Source organism: Psychrobacter sp. NPDC078501 (assembly GCF_044900935.1).
Taxonomy (GTDB): domain Bacteria; phylum Pseudomonadota; class Gammaproteobacteria; order Pseudomonadales; family Moraxellaceae; genus Psychrobacter.
This window is the reverse complement of sequence record NZ_JBJDOS010000014.1, coordinates 1-15151: the sequence shown is the minus strand read 5'-3', so window position 1 is coordinate 15151 and position 15151 is coordinate 1. Positions and strand designations below refer to the sequence as shown.

The following is a 15151-nucleotide window of genomic DNA, read 5'->3' as shown; positions in this document are numbered from 1 at the left end:
TACCCTTCAAATCAGGAGTAACTAATAAAGCTTACAAATGCCAAAGCTCATCTTTCTTAGCAAAAAAGTCCGACTTTAGTTTTTGTATTTTCCTTTGCACTTGCCTACTATCTTCCACCAAAGCAGCTGCCGGCTGTTGCTCTTCTAATGAAGGTAGAATGATAGGTAAGTCTCTAAGCTCCTTTAGAGAGATATTTGCTATTGCAGCCCCTTGAGTGATACCCAAAAGCTGCGTTTGGCCAACATCAGAAGATAAGTAAGCATATAAATACCTAGGATCAACTTTTTCCGAATTAGCTCGTATCGCTATTGCTGGTTTGCTCACCATCCAATACTCATCGTCCGTACTTGGAATGACTTCTGGAATGATACCCAGCTTTCCTGCACTACCTTGAATAACTAGAACGATATCATTAGGCTGCAATATTCCAGATTTACTTTTATCAAAATCCTCTTTCGATACTTTTACTTCTTTAGTCGGTCTGGATATGTCGCCGATATCATTTAAATCGCCGGTAGTCACTTCCAGAATACGGTAGTCCCCATCCTTGGTTTTAAATGGCAAGCCACGTTCTAACTCAGCTATATCTCCAAGAGCAACCGTTTCTGACTTATCTAGCAATGCTAAAACTTTCTTCTGCTTTGGATCTAGTACATACCGGCTGCAATCTAAAAAGTAATCATTTTCTTCAATCTCTCGCTGTGTACGAGATATTGCATAGCCTAAATCTTCTGTAGAGTGCAGATAAGATAGGATCTTATCCTGATCAGTCAGTTCCAGTAGACGTTTATCTGTCTTTTTAACGCATTCAGTTTCATTAAGGTCTAGAAAGCGAACAGTGTTATAACCACCTTTTGGCTCTATAACCAAAAGTGATGTTTTTACACTAGCTGTTGGCCAAATACCAACTGGTAACGATATCACAGCTTCTAACATACCGTTATCAACCAAATATTGTCTAAAGTCCTTTTCTACCGTCCCGAATAACGTAGACTCAGTGACAGATACAACCACCTTACCACTACATTGACCTATCAGATGCAAAGTGCTAAGTACCTCAGCTTTATTTGATCTAACCATTACTCTATTAAAGCGATCAAAATTCTTGTAATCATCGCGATGTATTTTGGCACTAAGTGGTGGAAGTGCTGCTCCACAGTCAAACTGTTGTAACTGAATCTTGGAGTCTAAGTATCCTGGATTTTCTAAGAAATTGGTAAACGATACCTTAAACCGATGTAGACTCATTAATGATAATGCGCTCACTCTCAAGTCTGTCTTATTAATCGTTTCATAACAAACCGCATTAGATTTTTGACTGGCAACAACGGCCATGGGTAAAGAAGAAAATGAGTTTATATAGACACTTTGATTACTTTCGATAGCCAAAATCTCACTTATTAACTCACATACGCTAACATTAGCAAGAATACCATCAGTAGCGATATGACTGGTCATAGTGAAACTTACGAAGTCTACAGCCAAACTACCGACTGTGTTTGAAGAATACTCCAGCAAAGTGATTATTAAGTCGTGAGTGAGCGGCATCGTTAAGTTCTCTAAAACTCCACCGTCCGAGAATACAGCAGCTATCTGACTGTCGTTAGATTCTTTGAGCTTTTGCACTAAGCTAACAAACTCAGCTTTGTTTTCAGCCATATTTTTGCTGATGCTTAGACCATCTGGTAGCTCACCTTTCACATCTAAAGCATAGATTACGAGTGTCTTTAGTAAAACCTCCTCAGCTAGCTCTTCAGTAAAACGCTGCTGCTGTACTAAAGAATGGATGTCTTCGATCAAGGATTTAAATCTTGGATTATGTATTTTCATAAGTTATACATGCCTTATTTTTTTTCGATTAAAGCTATCTAAGTTGTAGGTTGTGATTAGATTATCTCCTTCAGAAACAACAACAATGCCGCCTTTGCTTAAGATTTTCTTTAAGCTCTTAATCAGAGTGTTAATCTCATCAATATGAAGCTCTTCGCCCGCCTTAAATCTCTCATAACAACTTAATTGCATTTTGACTGCTCCTTTTTAATAGATAAAAGAAACTTCAGCTCTTCTAGTCGCTCTTTTGCAGTTTGCTTATTAAGAACTACCTTATCGCCTATCACCTCACCAAATGCCATAACCGTATCTAATTCAGTTTTTCTGATAGAGCGCTGGCTCATACGAGCTAGTAAATGTTGTGAAGCAGTCATGAACTTATCCTTTTCATATTTGATGACGCTAGTATATTCTACCTTAATAATTTAATCAATACCTTTTCAAAGGTATTTTTAAAAATATAATGGTAATTATGGACCTAGGCTTATTTCTAAAATATACTTAACCTCATAACCTAAATTCTTCGTTCAAGATAAACGGCATTCATAGCGCCCAACAAAAAAGGATAAACAATCCTGTTTATCCTTTTCTGTTATCTACCCTGCTTTTTTAGAGCAAATTTAATCAGCCGTACTACTTTAAAAAACTGATTAACGTTCAACTATTTTCTCATCAATCATTTCAGTTAATAGCTCAGTCACTGTCTTTCGGTTATCAAGCGCAAACTTTTTGAATGCAATATACTTATCTTTGTCAATGTTAAAGTTTACTCGTGCCGTTTTTTGAGGACTATCGGTCACGTCTGACAAAGATAACTCATCTTTTACCTTCTTGCTGGGACGACCTGCTGCTAGGCTCATCATTTACTCCTTATCAAAGAATGTTTTAATTTCATTAACCAATGCTGTCATTTCTTGTACCGCATTACTATTCCCTGACTCAGTATCAAACACGGTCTTGCCTAATGCTGCGCTATTTGGATAACTTACACGTTGCATAATTCTACTATCTAACACAGGTAGACCGTACTCTAGTAAAACTGAAGCCACATCCTTACCAATATTAGTATTCTGAATTGCCCTAGACACTACAAAGGCTGCTTTTAGTTTACCGTCAGTCATCTCTATACGCTGCTTTACTAAGTCTACTAAATCGCTAGTCGCCCAGACATCGTATGGGCTAGGCTGTACAGGAATTAATACAAAATCAGCCGCCTTAATTGCAGATAAAGCCAAACTAGTTGCTTGTGGTGAACCATCAATCACCACATACTCTTTATCAGAGACGTTTTTTAGATCTTTATCAAGCGTAGGTCTATCGAGACCTATCACTGGTACTGGATTATCTTCATCTACAGCTCGCCAATCACGTGCACTGCCCTGCTGATCACTATCTACTAGCAATACACTATGTCCTTGCAGCTGCAAGCCACGAGCTAATTGAGTGGCAATAGTTGTCTTGCCACTGCCTCCTTTTTGATTCAACACAGCAATGACTTTCATAGAGCAATCCTAAGTTTGAGTATTTGAGTATTTGAGTATTTGAGTATTTGAGTATTTGAGTATTTGAGTATTTGAGTATTTGAGTATTTGAGTATTTGAGTATTTGAGTATTATTAAGACTTTACTCAATAGTTAGATGAATAGCAACATTTTTAAAAAATAACTATATCTTTGATATCGACTGAATTTCTATGTGAATAATATTCATAAAAATGCATAAATTTGTCAAAGACTGAGATGCCCCAGTAAACTGACTGCTAACATATAAAGTGTAGCTATCAAGTATCAATATGAGCTACTAAAAGCAATACTTTAGCCGCTCATATTCGTTATAATCCGCTCACCAATCAAAAACCACTAATATGAATGAGGGAACCACTATGGTGAAGTGTCACTTATCGACCATCATGGGTGAAAGACGCCTTAAAATTGCCGATATCTCAAGAGATACTGGCATCAATCGTGGCACCATTACTCGCATGTATCATGAAGAAGCCACCCGCGTTGATCTAGATGTCATCGAGTCTTTATGTACTTATCTTAGAATCAATGTTGGTGATTTATACGAAATCATAAATGAGGACAGCAGTGAGTCACCAGCATAAATAACGTTGTCATGAGCTGTGATTGTCTTTAAACGAATAAAAAGACCTACAGAAGGTTATTTTCTCTTGCAATAGATTAAAATATAGGTATAATTTGACCTGTAGTAAGTCATTTTATTTATTATATGTATATAATGGTCTATAGGAGAATACCAATGAATAACAATCTATCTCGGCTCAATAGCTGCACATGGTTTAGTGAACAGACTAAAACGTTAGCCTCTCAGCTGTTATTAAGCTTACAAATACAGCAAGGCGTACAGCTGGCAACCCTACTTGGTGTTGACCCCATTCTTTATAATGATGAAGCGGTTTATGTCTGGGTGCAACGACAGCTAGATGACGGTCTTATCGTTGACGATCATGCGTTAAGCACCCTTGAAACTGCTTTTATAGAGTTGGTCACAGCTCACACTGACCAAGCAGCGTAATGGCTTTAGCTTATATTTACAGACTTCTTGTTTAACAAGAAACAATAATCCTTAAAGCCAGATAAAGTGTCATTATCTGGCTTCTTGATATAGACAAAGATAATGACAGTCAAACAAGCTTTTTTCCGTCTTATATGTCTCAGAAGACGCACTTTTGGGCAATATGGCTTACTATTACCATATGCCTTTACTCAGTCGGCTCTGCACGCGGCACCCCAGCTATTTTATAATAAACAAAGCCTCTCTCATCTCTCAAAACACTCTTACTGTCTGCTCTAACGCACCAGCTGATTGCATCAGGCTGCGCTTCATCAACATCACAAGCCAAAATAATCTGCTGACTTTGAGCGTTATCAAATGCCTGCTTCCACCCCGTTTCAAGCTCATCGATGCCGCGCTGTAGCTCTGCTTGCTGGTATCTCATCTCTGCAATCTCATCAAAGCTTGGCACATACCAAAATACCAGGGCCACCAAACTTATTATCACAGCTATCGTACCCGCTGCGACAGCGGCTGCAATCCTTTTAATACTCATAGCCTCAATGGACTTATGAATTTTATCCAAGTCTTTACTAGCTCTACCCTCGACCTGCTCTATCCGCGTTTTGGTGGTGGTCTCAAAGGTCTCAATATCTTCAATAATCTGCTTATGACCAGCTTGGTACTGATTGGTGAATAGAGCTAGATTGTCAGCGCTTTCGCTAAGTTTATCAGCAACTCCTTGCATGGTACTCACTTGTACCTCTATGCTGGCGTTTTTAGCAGTGACCACCGACTGTACAGCCGTATCAATCTGCTGTTTCATATCGGTGATAATGCCTGCTATTTTGTCATCATAACGACTTGGCATCTCATTGTCAGTAAAAGCAGTCACTGCCGCTTGTAGCTGCTTTAACACGAGTTCTTGATACTGACTCAATGCCTGCGAAGTCGTGCTTGCGCTACTACCTAATTCTTCAATGGCAGAAGACACCTCATTCACCTTGCTATCAATACCGCTAAGCGAACGCTCAAGCCGCCTCGCTACCGCATCATCGGCTCGCTTAATCAGCTCACGCAAGGCCCCAATGACCGGAGTCAATGAAGTCACTAGGTTAACAAGTTGATCGTGTATGTCTTGCTCAGTTCGGTCATTTTTATTCATAGTAAGTACTCATTATTGTAATCATCACAACTAAAATGGGCGTGGTGACGAGTAATGGCGCGCTTTTTCTTGAATATCCTTGTCTATATCCAGCACTTGTGCGGCCAAGATTTGCGCTAAATTTTGCGTGCCCACGCGGATGTCAGGAACCTGCTCAAAACGCTCATTAAGCGCGTTTATAGTATCAATTTTATGACGGTCGCTAGGAAGCGTGCCGAGCGCTTGTAATAGTGTCTGTACCGATGTATCTCTGTCTATCGTCACCCGTTCTGCATCCGTGTCTCGCAAACGCTTTTGCAACGCGGTGACATTATCAGTATGCTGAAGCGTTTTTAAAACGAGGGCCTCAGCAGCTAACTTTTCAGCCGCCTCTATCACAGTGGCAGTAGTATCAATCACTTTAAAGTCGATCTTATCAATACGGTCTTTAACCCGTACCAGCATATTATCAAACCTGCTCTGATACGCCTTGACTTCTGCCTGTCGGGTACGCGCAAGGGCAGTAGCATCTTGCTCTTTTTGTTGTTTTTCTTGCCGCCGCTTCTCTGCTTCCTCTCGCTCACGCCTGGCTTTGTTCTCAGTTTCGGCTTGCTCATGCGCTTTGTTGAGCTGGTATTGGAGCGCCATGGTACGATTACGCCAGTCATCAAGCCGATCTGCGTTCAATTGAGTGGTCTTGGTACGGGTAATCTCATCGTATAAGTTATCATCTTGCACAATCACCGCTTCACTTTGATCAAGAAGGGCAATACGCTGCTCATAAAACGGCGATAGGCGCTGATAGGTTTTTTGACTAGTATTGATTTGCAGCTTTAATTGTTTGATGTCTTCATTATTGGCGGTTTTAAATGTCTTTACATCAGATACAAGCATCTTCAAACGTGCCTCAGCGGTATCATCTATCTCTACCGCTTTAAGAGCACGCAGCGCCTCACGCTCTTGCTCAAGCGCTTTAAAACGCTCAACATCAAGATCTGCCAGTGCCGCGAACTTATGATAGGTGTCAATGTTGCTCGTTACCTCGATCGCCTGCAAAGCCTCAAACGCCTCGCGCCAGTGCCGCTGCAGCTCAGTTTTTTCAACATCAATCTCATCAAGCGCTTTAAAGTCAGTAGCCAGCTTATTTAGCGTTGCGGCAAACGGTTTTAGGGTGGCCTTAAGCACCTTATGATCATCAATAACTCGATTGTTAAGGGGAATAAGCTTTTTTAAAACTGCTTTATTGTTCATCACCGTTTTATCAATCTTTGACAGCTGCTCTTCAAGGCGGCTAACGGCGCGGCCTGTTTGTAGAGTGTCATCTTGTCTAAATTGATCAACCAACACTAAAGCCGTCTTTAGTGCCTCGCTTTGCTCTTTCGTATGTATTTTCCGGGCAAGCTCAATCATTTTTTGGCGGGGCTCGCTAAAATCCTGTCCCACCTCCTCGGTGAACCGCTGGGTACTCTTAATGTTTTTATCAATGGTAATAATCTGTTTAGACTGGTGCGCTAACTCTTCATGCAGCGCATCAATGGTTGAAAATAAGGCGCTGCGTACCATCTTTTTTTGACTCACAAAGTCGGCTGAGATTGCTAAAAGCTCATCAAGTGCGTGATCATTGGCCGCATCACTATGCGTCTGACTGTTATTTTTAAGGATAGCGGGTTCAAGTTCAGCGGCAGGATCTACAAAGCGGATGTTACTGAGCTCAATTCGCGCAAAGGGCTTACGCTTTTTATAATGTATTGTGACGCCGTTAACCTCTTGTTCATTGCTTTCTAGGTCAATACGGCCCTTGTCGTCATACTCAATTACCAGACCATTTTTTTCAATGTAAGCATTGATCTCATCAATCGTCTCGTTGTACTCGTGAATCACTGAACGATTGCCTTTGAGAATATCCTTATATAGTGACTTGCCCAGTTTCATTTTTGGTAAACGACTGATGCCCAGCTCACGGTAGGATTTCTCACTAATGGTTTTATTCTCAGGCAGTAGCTCATTGGCCATATCCGCCCAAAGGGTGCGTTGATATTTAAGCTCATCGCCGCGCCCGTTTAACCCCTTAGATAAACGCTCCTCCGTTGACCACTGCAACCAATTCTTACGTGCTGATAAAGCATAACCCTCAACATCCGCTACTATCTCACGACTTGAGAGTAAAATATGGGCATGAAAGTTACGACTGGTCAGCTCAACCACTTCAACCTCCCCCACATGTTTCTCGTGACTGTGTGGCCGATGAATGGCTACATCGACAAGCACGTTATAGCGATCAGATAAGGTTTGAGCGTAGCGCTCGGCCAGAACTATACGCTGATCAGCGGTTATCCCATCAGGAAACATCACATCAATCTCAGTACCCAATTGCGCGTTTTTACGAGTCTCAATGCGTTCGATATCATTCCAAAAACTCTCACGTGTCACTGCTAGATCCCCAGCAATAGTTGGCGTTATCAACGCCGTATGCATCACATTTTTCTCAATAACTTGCGTGTATTTAGTACCATCACTGTCCACTAAATTTAAGATTTTGTCTTTAGCTTTACTGGTGTAATCGTGGACGACTCCTGACTGCTCATCAACCAGTTTTGAGCCAGAATTATAAGCCGACTTTGCCACCACGCTATGATTTTTCGCCTTACTAACGGCGCTAACTGACAGATGAAACCCTTTATTATTCATAGCAAAAAAACCCAGTATTGAGAGATGATTTTTTGGGGGTTGTAGGGGGTTCGCCCCCTGCCGAACGACGGAGTTTATGTAAAAAAATAGTGCCCCTTGTGGGCCTTTTTTACATAAACTCCTAAGTTCGCTCTTAACAGAGGGTTAAAATACTACTGCGCCCACGAAACGAAGTGGTCTTGTGTATTTTACTACCTTGCATACCTGTATATGTACTGCTAGGATCAACTCTATCATAGTTGGCTAAAAAAAGGATGAGGTAATGTCAGTAATATCAGATGATTTATTTGCAAATAAGATTAAGCAATTACAGGCTCTTAAAAAAGAGATTGATCAGGACAGGCTTGAAGCACATAAAATATTGGGGGAGTGGTTGGCCAACGCATTAGACGATGATGACAATCATGAACTGCAAGCTATTTTTTTAGATGCACACGATAATGAAAAATATGTCCGTTTGAAAAAGCACCGTGAGTTTTTAAAGTCAATTGCTCATAAGATGCAAGGTGAGGCTAAGATGGTATCAAGCAGTTTTACTTCACATGAAGACAATCAAGATAGTGAGTACGGTTCATTGTTTGATGACGATTCAGCAGCTCAATAACTGTTACTGTTAGCAATAGCCTATTCATCAGTACAACTGAATCGTCTTCTAATTAGCGAAATGCTAGAAGACGATTTTTAGCTGTTTTAAGCGTTTTAAAATAGCTTTAGCTACCATCGTATCGAACAGAGCGTAGAACGCATATAAGAGTATTTTTTATGCGTTTTAGCAATGCTTTAAGATGTGTTTACAGAGGTGTCGATAATGACTATTGAAAATGAAGACAAGTTATCTACAAAAAATGAGACTGATACTGAGAGTATGAAAACAGCGTTGGCCAGAATGACAGATGAAGACATTCAAAATATCTTTGACCGTGCTTTTGAAGATTTTCAAAGATCAAAGCTTAATCCGAACTATGAGAATAAAGATTGATACCGAGTAAATTGACCATAGCGTTTTGAGCTACTGAACAGTTCTATAAGTGATTGGTCGCTCATATTATCATCTCAAATCCGTCAGTTCTTGAGCTTTTTTCCTATTATTTAATATAAAAACATATTTTTTACTTTTAAAGATTTTTAAAGACTTTTAGGAAGCTCTCAGACCTTACCAGTTAAGGGCTTCAAGATCTATAAAGCTACAATCAGCTAGGTTAATGCTACAATCAGCTAGGTTAAAAGCTACAATCAGCTAGGTTAAAAGCTACAATCAGCAGGTATTATGCTACAATTAGATAGATTTGAGTATTAAGGCGTAGATATGACTAACCAAGTTGGTTTATATGAGAAGAAATACCCTGCAAATTGGGTTGTTATGCAAAATCGTATTCTACAAGCGTTTTATGAAATGACACTTGATGAAAAACGGTTGCTGTTGCTTGCTAGTTCAGTAGTGCGTTTGATAGATGCCACTGAAAAAGACACTATAGAGATAACCGCGAAAGCATTTGCAGAGGCTTGCAACATTCAAGTGGATTCTGCTTATACTCAATTAAAAGATGCTAGTGAAACGATGATGAGGCGATTTTTTAGCTATAGAAATGAACGCGGTAGCCGTGTCAATGTACAGTGGGTCATCAGATCAATATATGAAGATGGCTATGTGTCTCTATGTTTTACAGATGAAGTGCTACTGATGTTGAAGGTTTTTGATGAAAATAATCCATTCACTAAATATAAAAAAGAAGATGTACTTAAACTGAAGGGTGAATATTCAATAGATATATACCATCTGGCCAAAAAACATGAGGCAATGAGCTCGTGGACAATGTCACTTGAAGAAATTAGAGAGGAGCTAGCTCTTTCTAAATCTTACGAACGTATTAACAACCTAAAAAGTCGAGTCATCAACCCAAGCGTTGAAGAAATAACAGAAAAGTCAGATATTAAAATCACCTATGAAAACGTCAAACGTGGTCGTACCGTCACAGGACTAAAATTTAATGTAAAAGCTAAGCCCACCAAGAAAAAAAGTCTGGAGGACTTAAATCAGAATAATGAGAATAGAGATATACCATCCTTAACAGTCAAACAGATCGACCGTTTTGCGCCTCTATTGGCTAACTATGCCCCATTTGGTAGCTATGCGCCTTCAGGAAAAAGTACCCAAGAAGTGATCAGCTGGTTACACACTCAATTAAGAGATGAAGCTTTTTTAAAGACCCATAAAAAGCATTTGCTGGCGGTAGGTTATACGTTCCCTAAGCAAAAATCATAGCAAAGAAAAAAGAGTGATTAATCTGGTACTGTCTATACAAATGGTTTATATTATATGTACACAGATAAGCCATTTGTAATGCCATGACGACAACTAATTATAATATCAGGCTCGATCAAGAGCTAAAAGAAAATGCTTTTGCCGTGTTTGAAAGCTATGGTCTAACGCCGTCTCAAGCGATTAAATTGTTCTTGACCCAAGTGGCGCAAACCAATCAAGTACCGCTATCTTTTGAATACCAGAAAGTAACAGCTGTCAGTCAAGATGAATTGCTAATCTATAAAGAGCATACTGACAGAGAGAACAGATAAGTATTAGATTTGAATGGGATGAACAAAAAAAACACCAATCAGCGTAAGCACCGTTTATTATTTGAGGCAGCCGCCCGAGTTTTTCTAGACCTTTTATGCCTGCGTCAGCAAGACAGGTATGAAAATGATGAAAAGCAGTGGCAAGCGCTGGGTACAGTAGACGGTACCGCCGTCCTATTGGTAGCCCATACGCAAACAGAAATAGATAATGGTGAGGTTATACGCATTATCTCAGCTAGACGTGTCAAAAAAATGAAAGGGAGCCAGTGTGAACAAAGTTAGTTATCAAATAGACGAGCTACCACCACTAACGGCCAAGCAACAAGTAGATTTAGAGCATTTAGCAACGCTTAATGATGACGACATTGATCTATCAGACATTCCAGAAGTCACCGACTGGTCAGGTGTTAGCCGTGGCAGTATTAAACCATAAGCGTTCTTTACTGAGGCCAGTATCATTGCCAAATTTAAGGATAAAACCAAGCAAACAGGCGCTAATCATTAATAAATGATAGTAATGCGCTAGAAGAGTACTTAACTGATCGTTAGCCCTAATCTAATGATTGTGACCTCAAGATTACTTGAGGTTTTTTTAAGCCTTATATTGTTGTATGTTGTATGTTGTATATTGTATTATACTATATAAAAAATACTACAAACGCTACATATTTACTCATACAAAATTAAGGACAATAATTATGGCCATTACTACACAGCAAATTCATGCTATTGCTGATCAACTGCACGAACAAGGTATCAAACCTACTTTAGCCGAAGTGCGTAAGGCGCTGGGTGGTGGATCATTCACGACCATCAGTGAAGCTATGAAGTCTTGGCGTCAGGATAACCAACAAGAAGAGCAGCTAAGACAGGTTGAGCTACCAAGTGGTATCACTGAACGCTTACAAACGCTTGGTGCGGATATGTGGCAGACGGCCATTGATATTGCCAATGATCGTCTGGTTAAAGAACGGGAGGCTCTAGAGAGTATTAAGGCCAAGTCGCAAGCTGAGACAGATGAGGCTCAAGAAGCGGTTAAGACCCTAGAGAGTGAGCAGGCTGATTTGTTAGAACAGCTCGATGAGGTCACAGCAACTGCAGAGGCAACGGCTATCACCGCGGCTCAAGTGACTGCTGAACGGGATGTGCTGACACAGACACTCAGCGATACTCAGCACCAGCTAGAACTTGAACGAGCTAAAACAGTGGCAGCTCAGGCCCAACTTGGTGACCTGCGTAGCAGTTTTGATCAGCAATCAAAAGAGCTGAGTGCCAACATATCGAAGGTGGCCACGCTTGAAGCCACTGCTAATAGCGATAAAGCAGAGATCGCGCGTCTGCAAACAGAACTGACAGCAACTAAGGATGAGCTAAAGACAGTCGTTATTGAGCGCAACGAGATAACGAATCTTACAGCAGAAGTGAAAGGAGAGTTAAAGGCCATAATCGCTGAACGTGATAAGTTATCAGGGATTAATGAGCAGCTTACTCAAAAGCAAGCTAAGATTGAAGCAGATCATCAGCTACTGATTAAGCAACACGACACGTTAAATCATGAGAGAACTTTGCTTAGTACTGAGCACACTGCATTGAGTGAGCAGTATGATGAGCTTTCAATTAACTATCAATCAGAACAGGAAAAGAGTAGCTCATTGACTGCAGAGATTGAAAAGATGCGAGAGACAATTAACAATAAATAAGTCAATCCCGTTCTATTCACACTAAGCTTATGAATCCACCATGACAATATCGACTCACTGAATAAATGATGGTTGTATAATAAATATTCTAAATTTTTCTCTGAACTCTCATAGTATATAGCCTAGTGGGCTATATACTACTTAAATTAGCCTAAGTGAATTTATGCTGATTTTGGAGCCTTGAGCAGATTTCAAGGAACACTCACCCTAAAGCAATTATGAGTATAATAAAAATACTCACAAACACTTTAGTGCATTCCTTGAATTTGATGTGATTAGTCATGCCGACTTCATCGCCCATCGCGTCATCAAGACCGTATCACTGTATCAAGCTACGGCTGTTATGATTACGGCTGATAGCACCGCCTAGACACGCTCATAACCGCTACTGTGCTGTCATACGCTAGCAAGGGCGTTCGCCCAATATACCGCTACGATATGCACAAGTAACCACTCATTGCGTTGCTCTGATCCTTTGTCTAGTCACCCCTGTAGGGAGCTCACCCTTATGTCAAACGCAGTCGTCACCGAGGCCTGCCACCCATTTGACGGGTAACGGGTACAGAGAGAGCAGCACGAAAATGTAACGAGCGAACAAGCAGTTTTTAAAATGTATAGCAAATAGAGTTGATATGAAAGCAGATTTTGGATAAAATGCACCTATACGGGCATTTAATGCTGTTCAAATAACGCAGTCTGTGTGCTTATTTGTTCGTTACAGGGTGCGTCAACACACTGTAACCGTTATCTACATTTAAAACTAAATGCCTCTGGGAGTCAACTCCCAGAGGCATTTTTTTATTTGTCATACAGATTAGGTTTTTAATATCTGATTCTTCGTTAGATTGCTTAGGCTTTTCTTGTCGTCATTTAGCGTAAGCATTTCAATTATTTTGAAGTTAGCACTTAGTACATCCTCACAAGACGTTAAGTTTCTGACAATACTGGGATAGTTTACTATGAAGACCGGCTTAGTCGTCAGATGCAAGGTTTTACACGCGCTGTTAAGAAGCGGTAAATCATCTTTCTGAGAGAATACGATAATGAAAAGACAAACCTACACTCCTGAGATTAAAGAACGCGCCGTTCGTATGCTGATTGAAGCATTAAACGATTACACCTTTATGTGGTCATGTCATAAAAAGCACACTAATGAAACTATACTAACCAACATTCAAGACTAAGCTACACATACTAAAGAGCTTGAACATGAGAACAAGAAGCTTACGTAAGCCAGTTAGATTACAGTAAAATCCGCTTTTTTCGCCCAAGGAGAGATAGGACACACAATCAAGTTGTGGCTCAGTTTATTGATAAAAATAAGTGGGTCTACGGTATTAGAGCAATATTGACTGTGCAATATAGAAAATATGCAATAAACTTATTTTCTACCTTTAATAAAATGCAGCAACCTAAACAAGGGTAAATTATGAGTAATTCAGATAACCACAGTCATCAAGCTCCAGACCCTAAAAATATGAATAAAGCTTTTTATATTGGGATTGGTCTAAATTCTGCATTTACGCTCATCGAGTTTATAGTGGGCTACTCAACTAATTCATTAGCTTTAATCGCAGACGCTAGCCACAACTTAAGTGATGTTGCCAGTTTAATAATCTCGTTAATTGGAATGAAATTAGCACAGAAAGCATCTACTACGCTTTATACCTATGGCTACAAAAAAGCTTCTATAATGGCGTCTCTTATTAACGCCATATTGTTAGTTACAATCGTTATAGGTATTGCGTATGAGGCCTTGGGTCGATTTGATACGATACCGGAAGTTGCAGGAAAAGTTATTATTATTACAGCTCTAATAGGTGTATTTATAAATACTGTTTCTGCTTTTGCATTCTACAAAGGTCAAAAAGACGATATTAATGTCAAAGGTGCTTTCTTGCATCTAATGGTAGATGCATTGGTCTCTGTAGGTGTCGTTATCTCGGGCATTATTATTTACTATACAAGTTGGAATATCGTTGATCCTCTAGTTAGCTTGATTATTTCAGTCGTTATACTGTTATCGACTTGGGGTCTACTAAAAGAGAGTATCAAGCTTGCTATCGACGGAGTACCTCAAAATGTTGATCTCAGTAAAATCACTGCTATCTTAGAGAGCTATAATTTTATTCAAAACTTTCATCATTTACATATCTGGGCTTTGAGTACCACTGAGAATGCTCTTACAGTTCATATTGTACCGAAGACCGATATAACGTTTGAAGAGACTATTACTATGAAAGAAAACATCAAGGAAGATTTGGCGCATCAGAATATACAACATGCAACTATTGAATTTGGTACTAAGGCAGATGACAATCAAAAATCGCGTGCATTAAATGAAAGTATCAACTAAAAGATGATAGACCGTATATAGCTATCTCTTTTTAAGTATGAGGCGCGTGCCTTATGTCAACATAATTTTTTCAATCAGTTCTTATGTGATCAATAGTTTAAAACTTTTATATTTACGTGCGTTAGGACGTTACCTAGAAAAAATAAAAAACTTACGCTGATTAAATTATTATGATTAAGTTTACTATTACCCTCGTCTTCTAAGTGTGGTTAGACCTTTGCCAAAATAGCTTATTAGTAATAACAGGGTTATTATTATCAAGATAGGATAATTTCCCATAAGCATAAAGGGCGTGTTACCAACCCGTGCCTGTATCTCACCACGTAGTACAGTACGCTCAA

17 protein-coding genes are annotated in these 15151 nt (G+C 39.7%); 10 read left to right on the top strand and 7 right to left on the bottom strand.

Annotated features, from left to right (window positions below):
* Positions 1 to 31: 31 nt before the first annotated feature.
* The 5 genes from ACI2IW_RS13385 to parA form a co-directional block, all read right to left on the bottom strand.
* Positions 32 to 1831: an N-6 DNA methylase gene (locus ACI2IW_RS13385; protein WP_404693933.1), complete on the bottom strand. Its 1800-nt coding sequence runs from the start codon at positions 1829 to 1831 to the stop codon at positions 32 to 34.
* A gap of 3 nt (positions 1832 to 1834) precedes the next feature.
* Positions 1835 to 2023, bottom strand: a complete 189-nt coding sequence (locus ACI2IW_RS13380) for a hypothetical protein (protein WP_404693932.1) — start codon at positions 2021 to 2023, stop codon at positions 1835 to 1837.
* Positions 2014 to 2205, bottom strand: coding sequence for a hypothetical protein (locus tag ACI2IW_RS13375; RefSeq protein WP_404693931.1), 192 nt, complete (start codon positions 2203 to 2205; stop codon positions 2014 to 2016). Before ACI2IW_RS13375 ends, ACI2IW_RS13380 begins: the two co-directional genes overlap by 10 nt.
* Before the next feature lie 276 nt (positions 2206 to 2481).
* Positions 2482 to 2694, bottom strand: coding sequence for a plasmid partition protein ParG (locus tag ACI2IW_RS13370; protein ID WP_114701983.1), 213 nt, complete (start codon positions 2692 to 2694; stop codon positions 2482 to 2484).
* Complete coding sequence (gene parA / locus ACI2IW_RS13365; protein WP_404693930.1) at positions 2695 to 3333, bottom strand: ParA family partition ATPase; 639 nt, start codon at positions 3331 to 3333, stop codon at positions 2695 to 2697.
* A 380-nt stretch (positions 3334 to 3713) separates the two neighbouring features.
* On the opposite strand from parA, the gene ACI2IW_RS13360 reads away from it, so the two are divergent.
* Positions 3714 to 3938, top strand: a complete 225-nt coding sequence (locus ACI2IW_RS13360) for a helix-turn-helix transcriptional regulator (protein ID WP_057758779.1) — start codon at positions 3714 to 3716, stop codon at positions 3936 to 3938.
* Between the two features lie 155 nt (positions 3939 to 4093).
* Complete coding sequence (locus tag ACI2IW_RS13355; RefSeq protein ID WP_095570655.1) at positions 4094 to 4369, top strand: hypothetical protein; 276 nt, start codon at positions 4094 to 4096, stop codon at positions 4367 to 4369.
* A gap of 187 nt (positions 4370 to 4556) precedes the next feature.
* Here the strand turns inward: ACI2IW_RS13355 and ACI2IW_RS13350 are convergent, their stop codons facing one another.
* The gene (locus ACI2IW_RS13350; RefSeq protein ID WP_404693929.1) at positions 4557 to 5513 is read right to left on the bottom strand and encodes a hypothetical protein; all 957 of its coding nucleotides are present in this window, start codon (positions 5511 to 5513) and stop codon (positions 4557 to 4559) included.
* 30 nt (positions 5514 to 5543) lie between these two features.
* The gene (locus ACI2IW_RS13345; RefSeq protein WP_404693928.1) at positions 5544 to 8180 is read right to left on the bottom strand and encodes a MobA/MobL family protein; all 2637 of its coding nucleotides are present in this window, start codon (positions 8178 to 8180) and stop codon (positions 5544 to 5546) included.
* A 262-nt stretch (positions 8181 to 8442) separates the two neighbouring features.
* On the opposite strand from ACI2IW_RS13345, the gene ACI2IW_RS13340 reads away from it, so the two are divergent.
* The 8 genes from ACI2IW_RS13340 (at position 8443) to ACI2IW_RS13305 (ending at position 14810) form a co-directional block, all read left to right on the top strand.
* Positions 8443 to 8784 carry a hypothetical protein gene (locus ACI2IW_RS13340; RefSeq protein ID WP_114701936.1) on the top strand — a complete coding sequence of 114 codons (342 nt, stop codon included), beginning with the start codon at positions 8443 to 8445 and terminating at the stop codon, positions 8782 to 8784.
* 204 nt (positions 8785 to 8988) lie between these two features.
* On the top strand, positions 8989 to 9159 hold the full coding sequence (locus ACI2IW_RS13335; RefSeq protein ID WP_162799535.1) for a hypothetical protein: 171 nt from the start codon (positions 8989 to 8991) through the stop codon (positions 9157 to 9159).
* Positions 9160 to 9486: 327 nt separating this feature from the next.
* The gene (locus ACI2IW_RS13330; RefSeq protein WP_058368520.1) at positions 9487 to 10443 is read left to right on the top strand and encodes a replication initiation protein; all 957 of its coding nucleotides are present in this window, start codon (positions 9487 to 9489) and stop codon (positions 10441 to 10443) included.
* An 83-nt stretch (positions 10444 to 10526) separates the two neighbouring features.
* Positions 10527 to 10754 (top strand): type II toxin-antitoxin system RelB/DinJ family antitoxin, encoded by a 228-nt coding sequence (locus tag ACI2IW_RS13325; protein WP_114701935.1) that lies wholly within the window; start codon positions 10527 to 10529, stop codon positions 10752 to 10754.
* Positions 10755 to 10772: 18 nt separating this feature from the next.
* Positions 10773 to 11036 carry a BrnT family toxin gene (locus ACI2IW_RS13320; protein WP_226949371.1) on the top strand — a complete coding sequence of 88 codons (264 nt, stop codon included), beginning with the start codon at positions 10773 to 10775 and terminating at the stop codon, positions 11034 to 11036.
* Positions 11023 to 11187, top strand: a complete 165-nt coding sequence (locus ACI2IW_RS13315; protein WP_156410068.1) for a hypothetical protein — start codon at positions 11023 to 11025, stop codon at positions 11185 to 11187. Before ACI2IW_RS13320 ends, ACI2IW_RS13315 begins: the two co-directional genes overlap by 14 nt.
* Before the next feature lie 265 nt (positions 11188 to 11452).
* Entirely contained in the window at positions 11453 to 12454 is a 1002-nt protein-coding gene (locus ACI2IW_RS13310) for a DNA-binding protein (RefSeq protein WP_114701934.1), read from the top strand.
* Positions 12455 to 13883: 1429 nt separating this feature from the next.
* Positions 13884 to 14810, top strand: a complete 927-nt coding sequence (locus tag ACI2IW_RS13305; RefSeq protein ID WP_114701933.1) for a cation diffusion facilitator family transporter — start codon at positions 13884 to 13886, stop codon at positions 14808 to 14810.
* Positions 14811 to 15151: the final 341 nt, after the last annotated feature.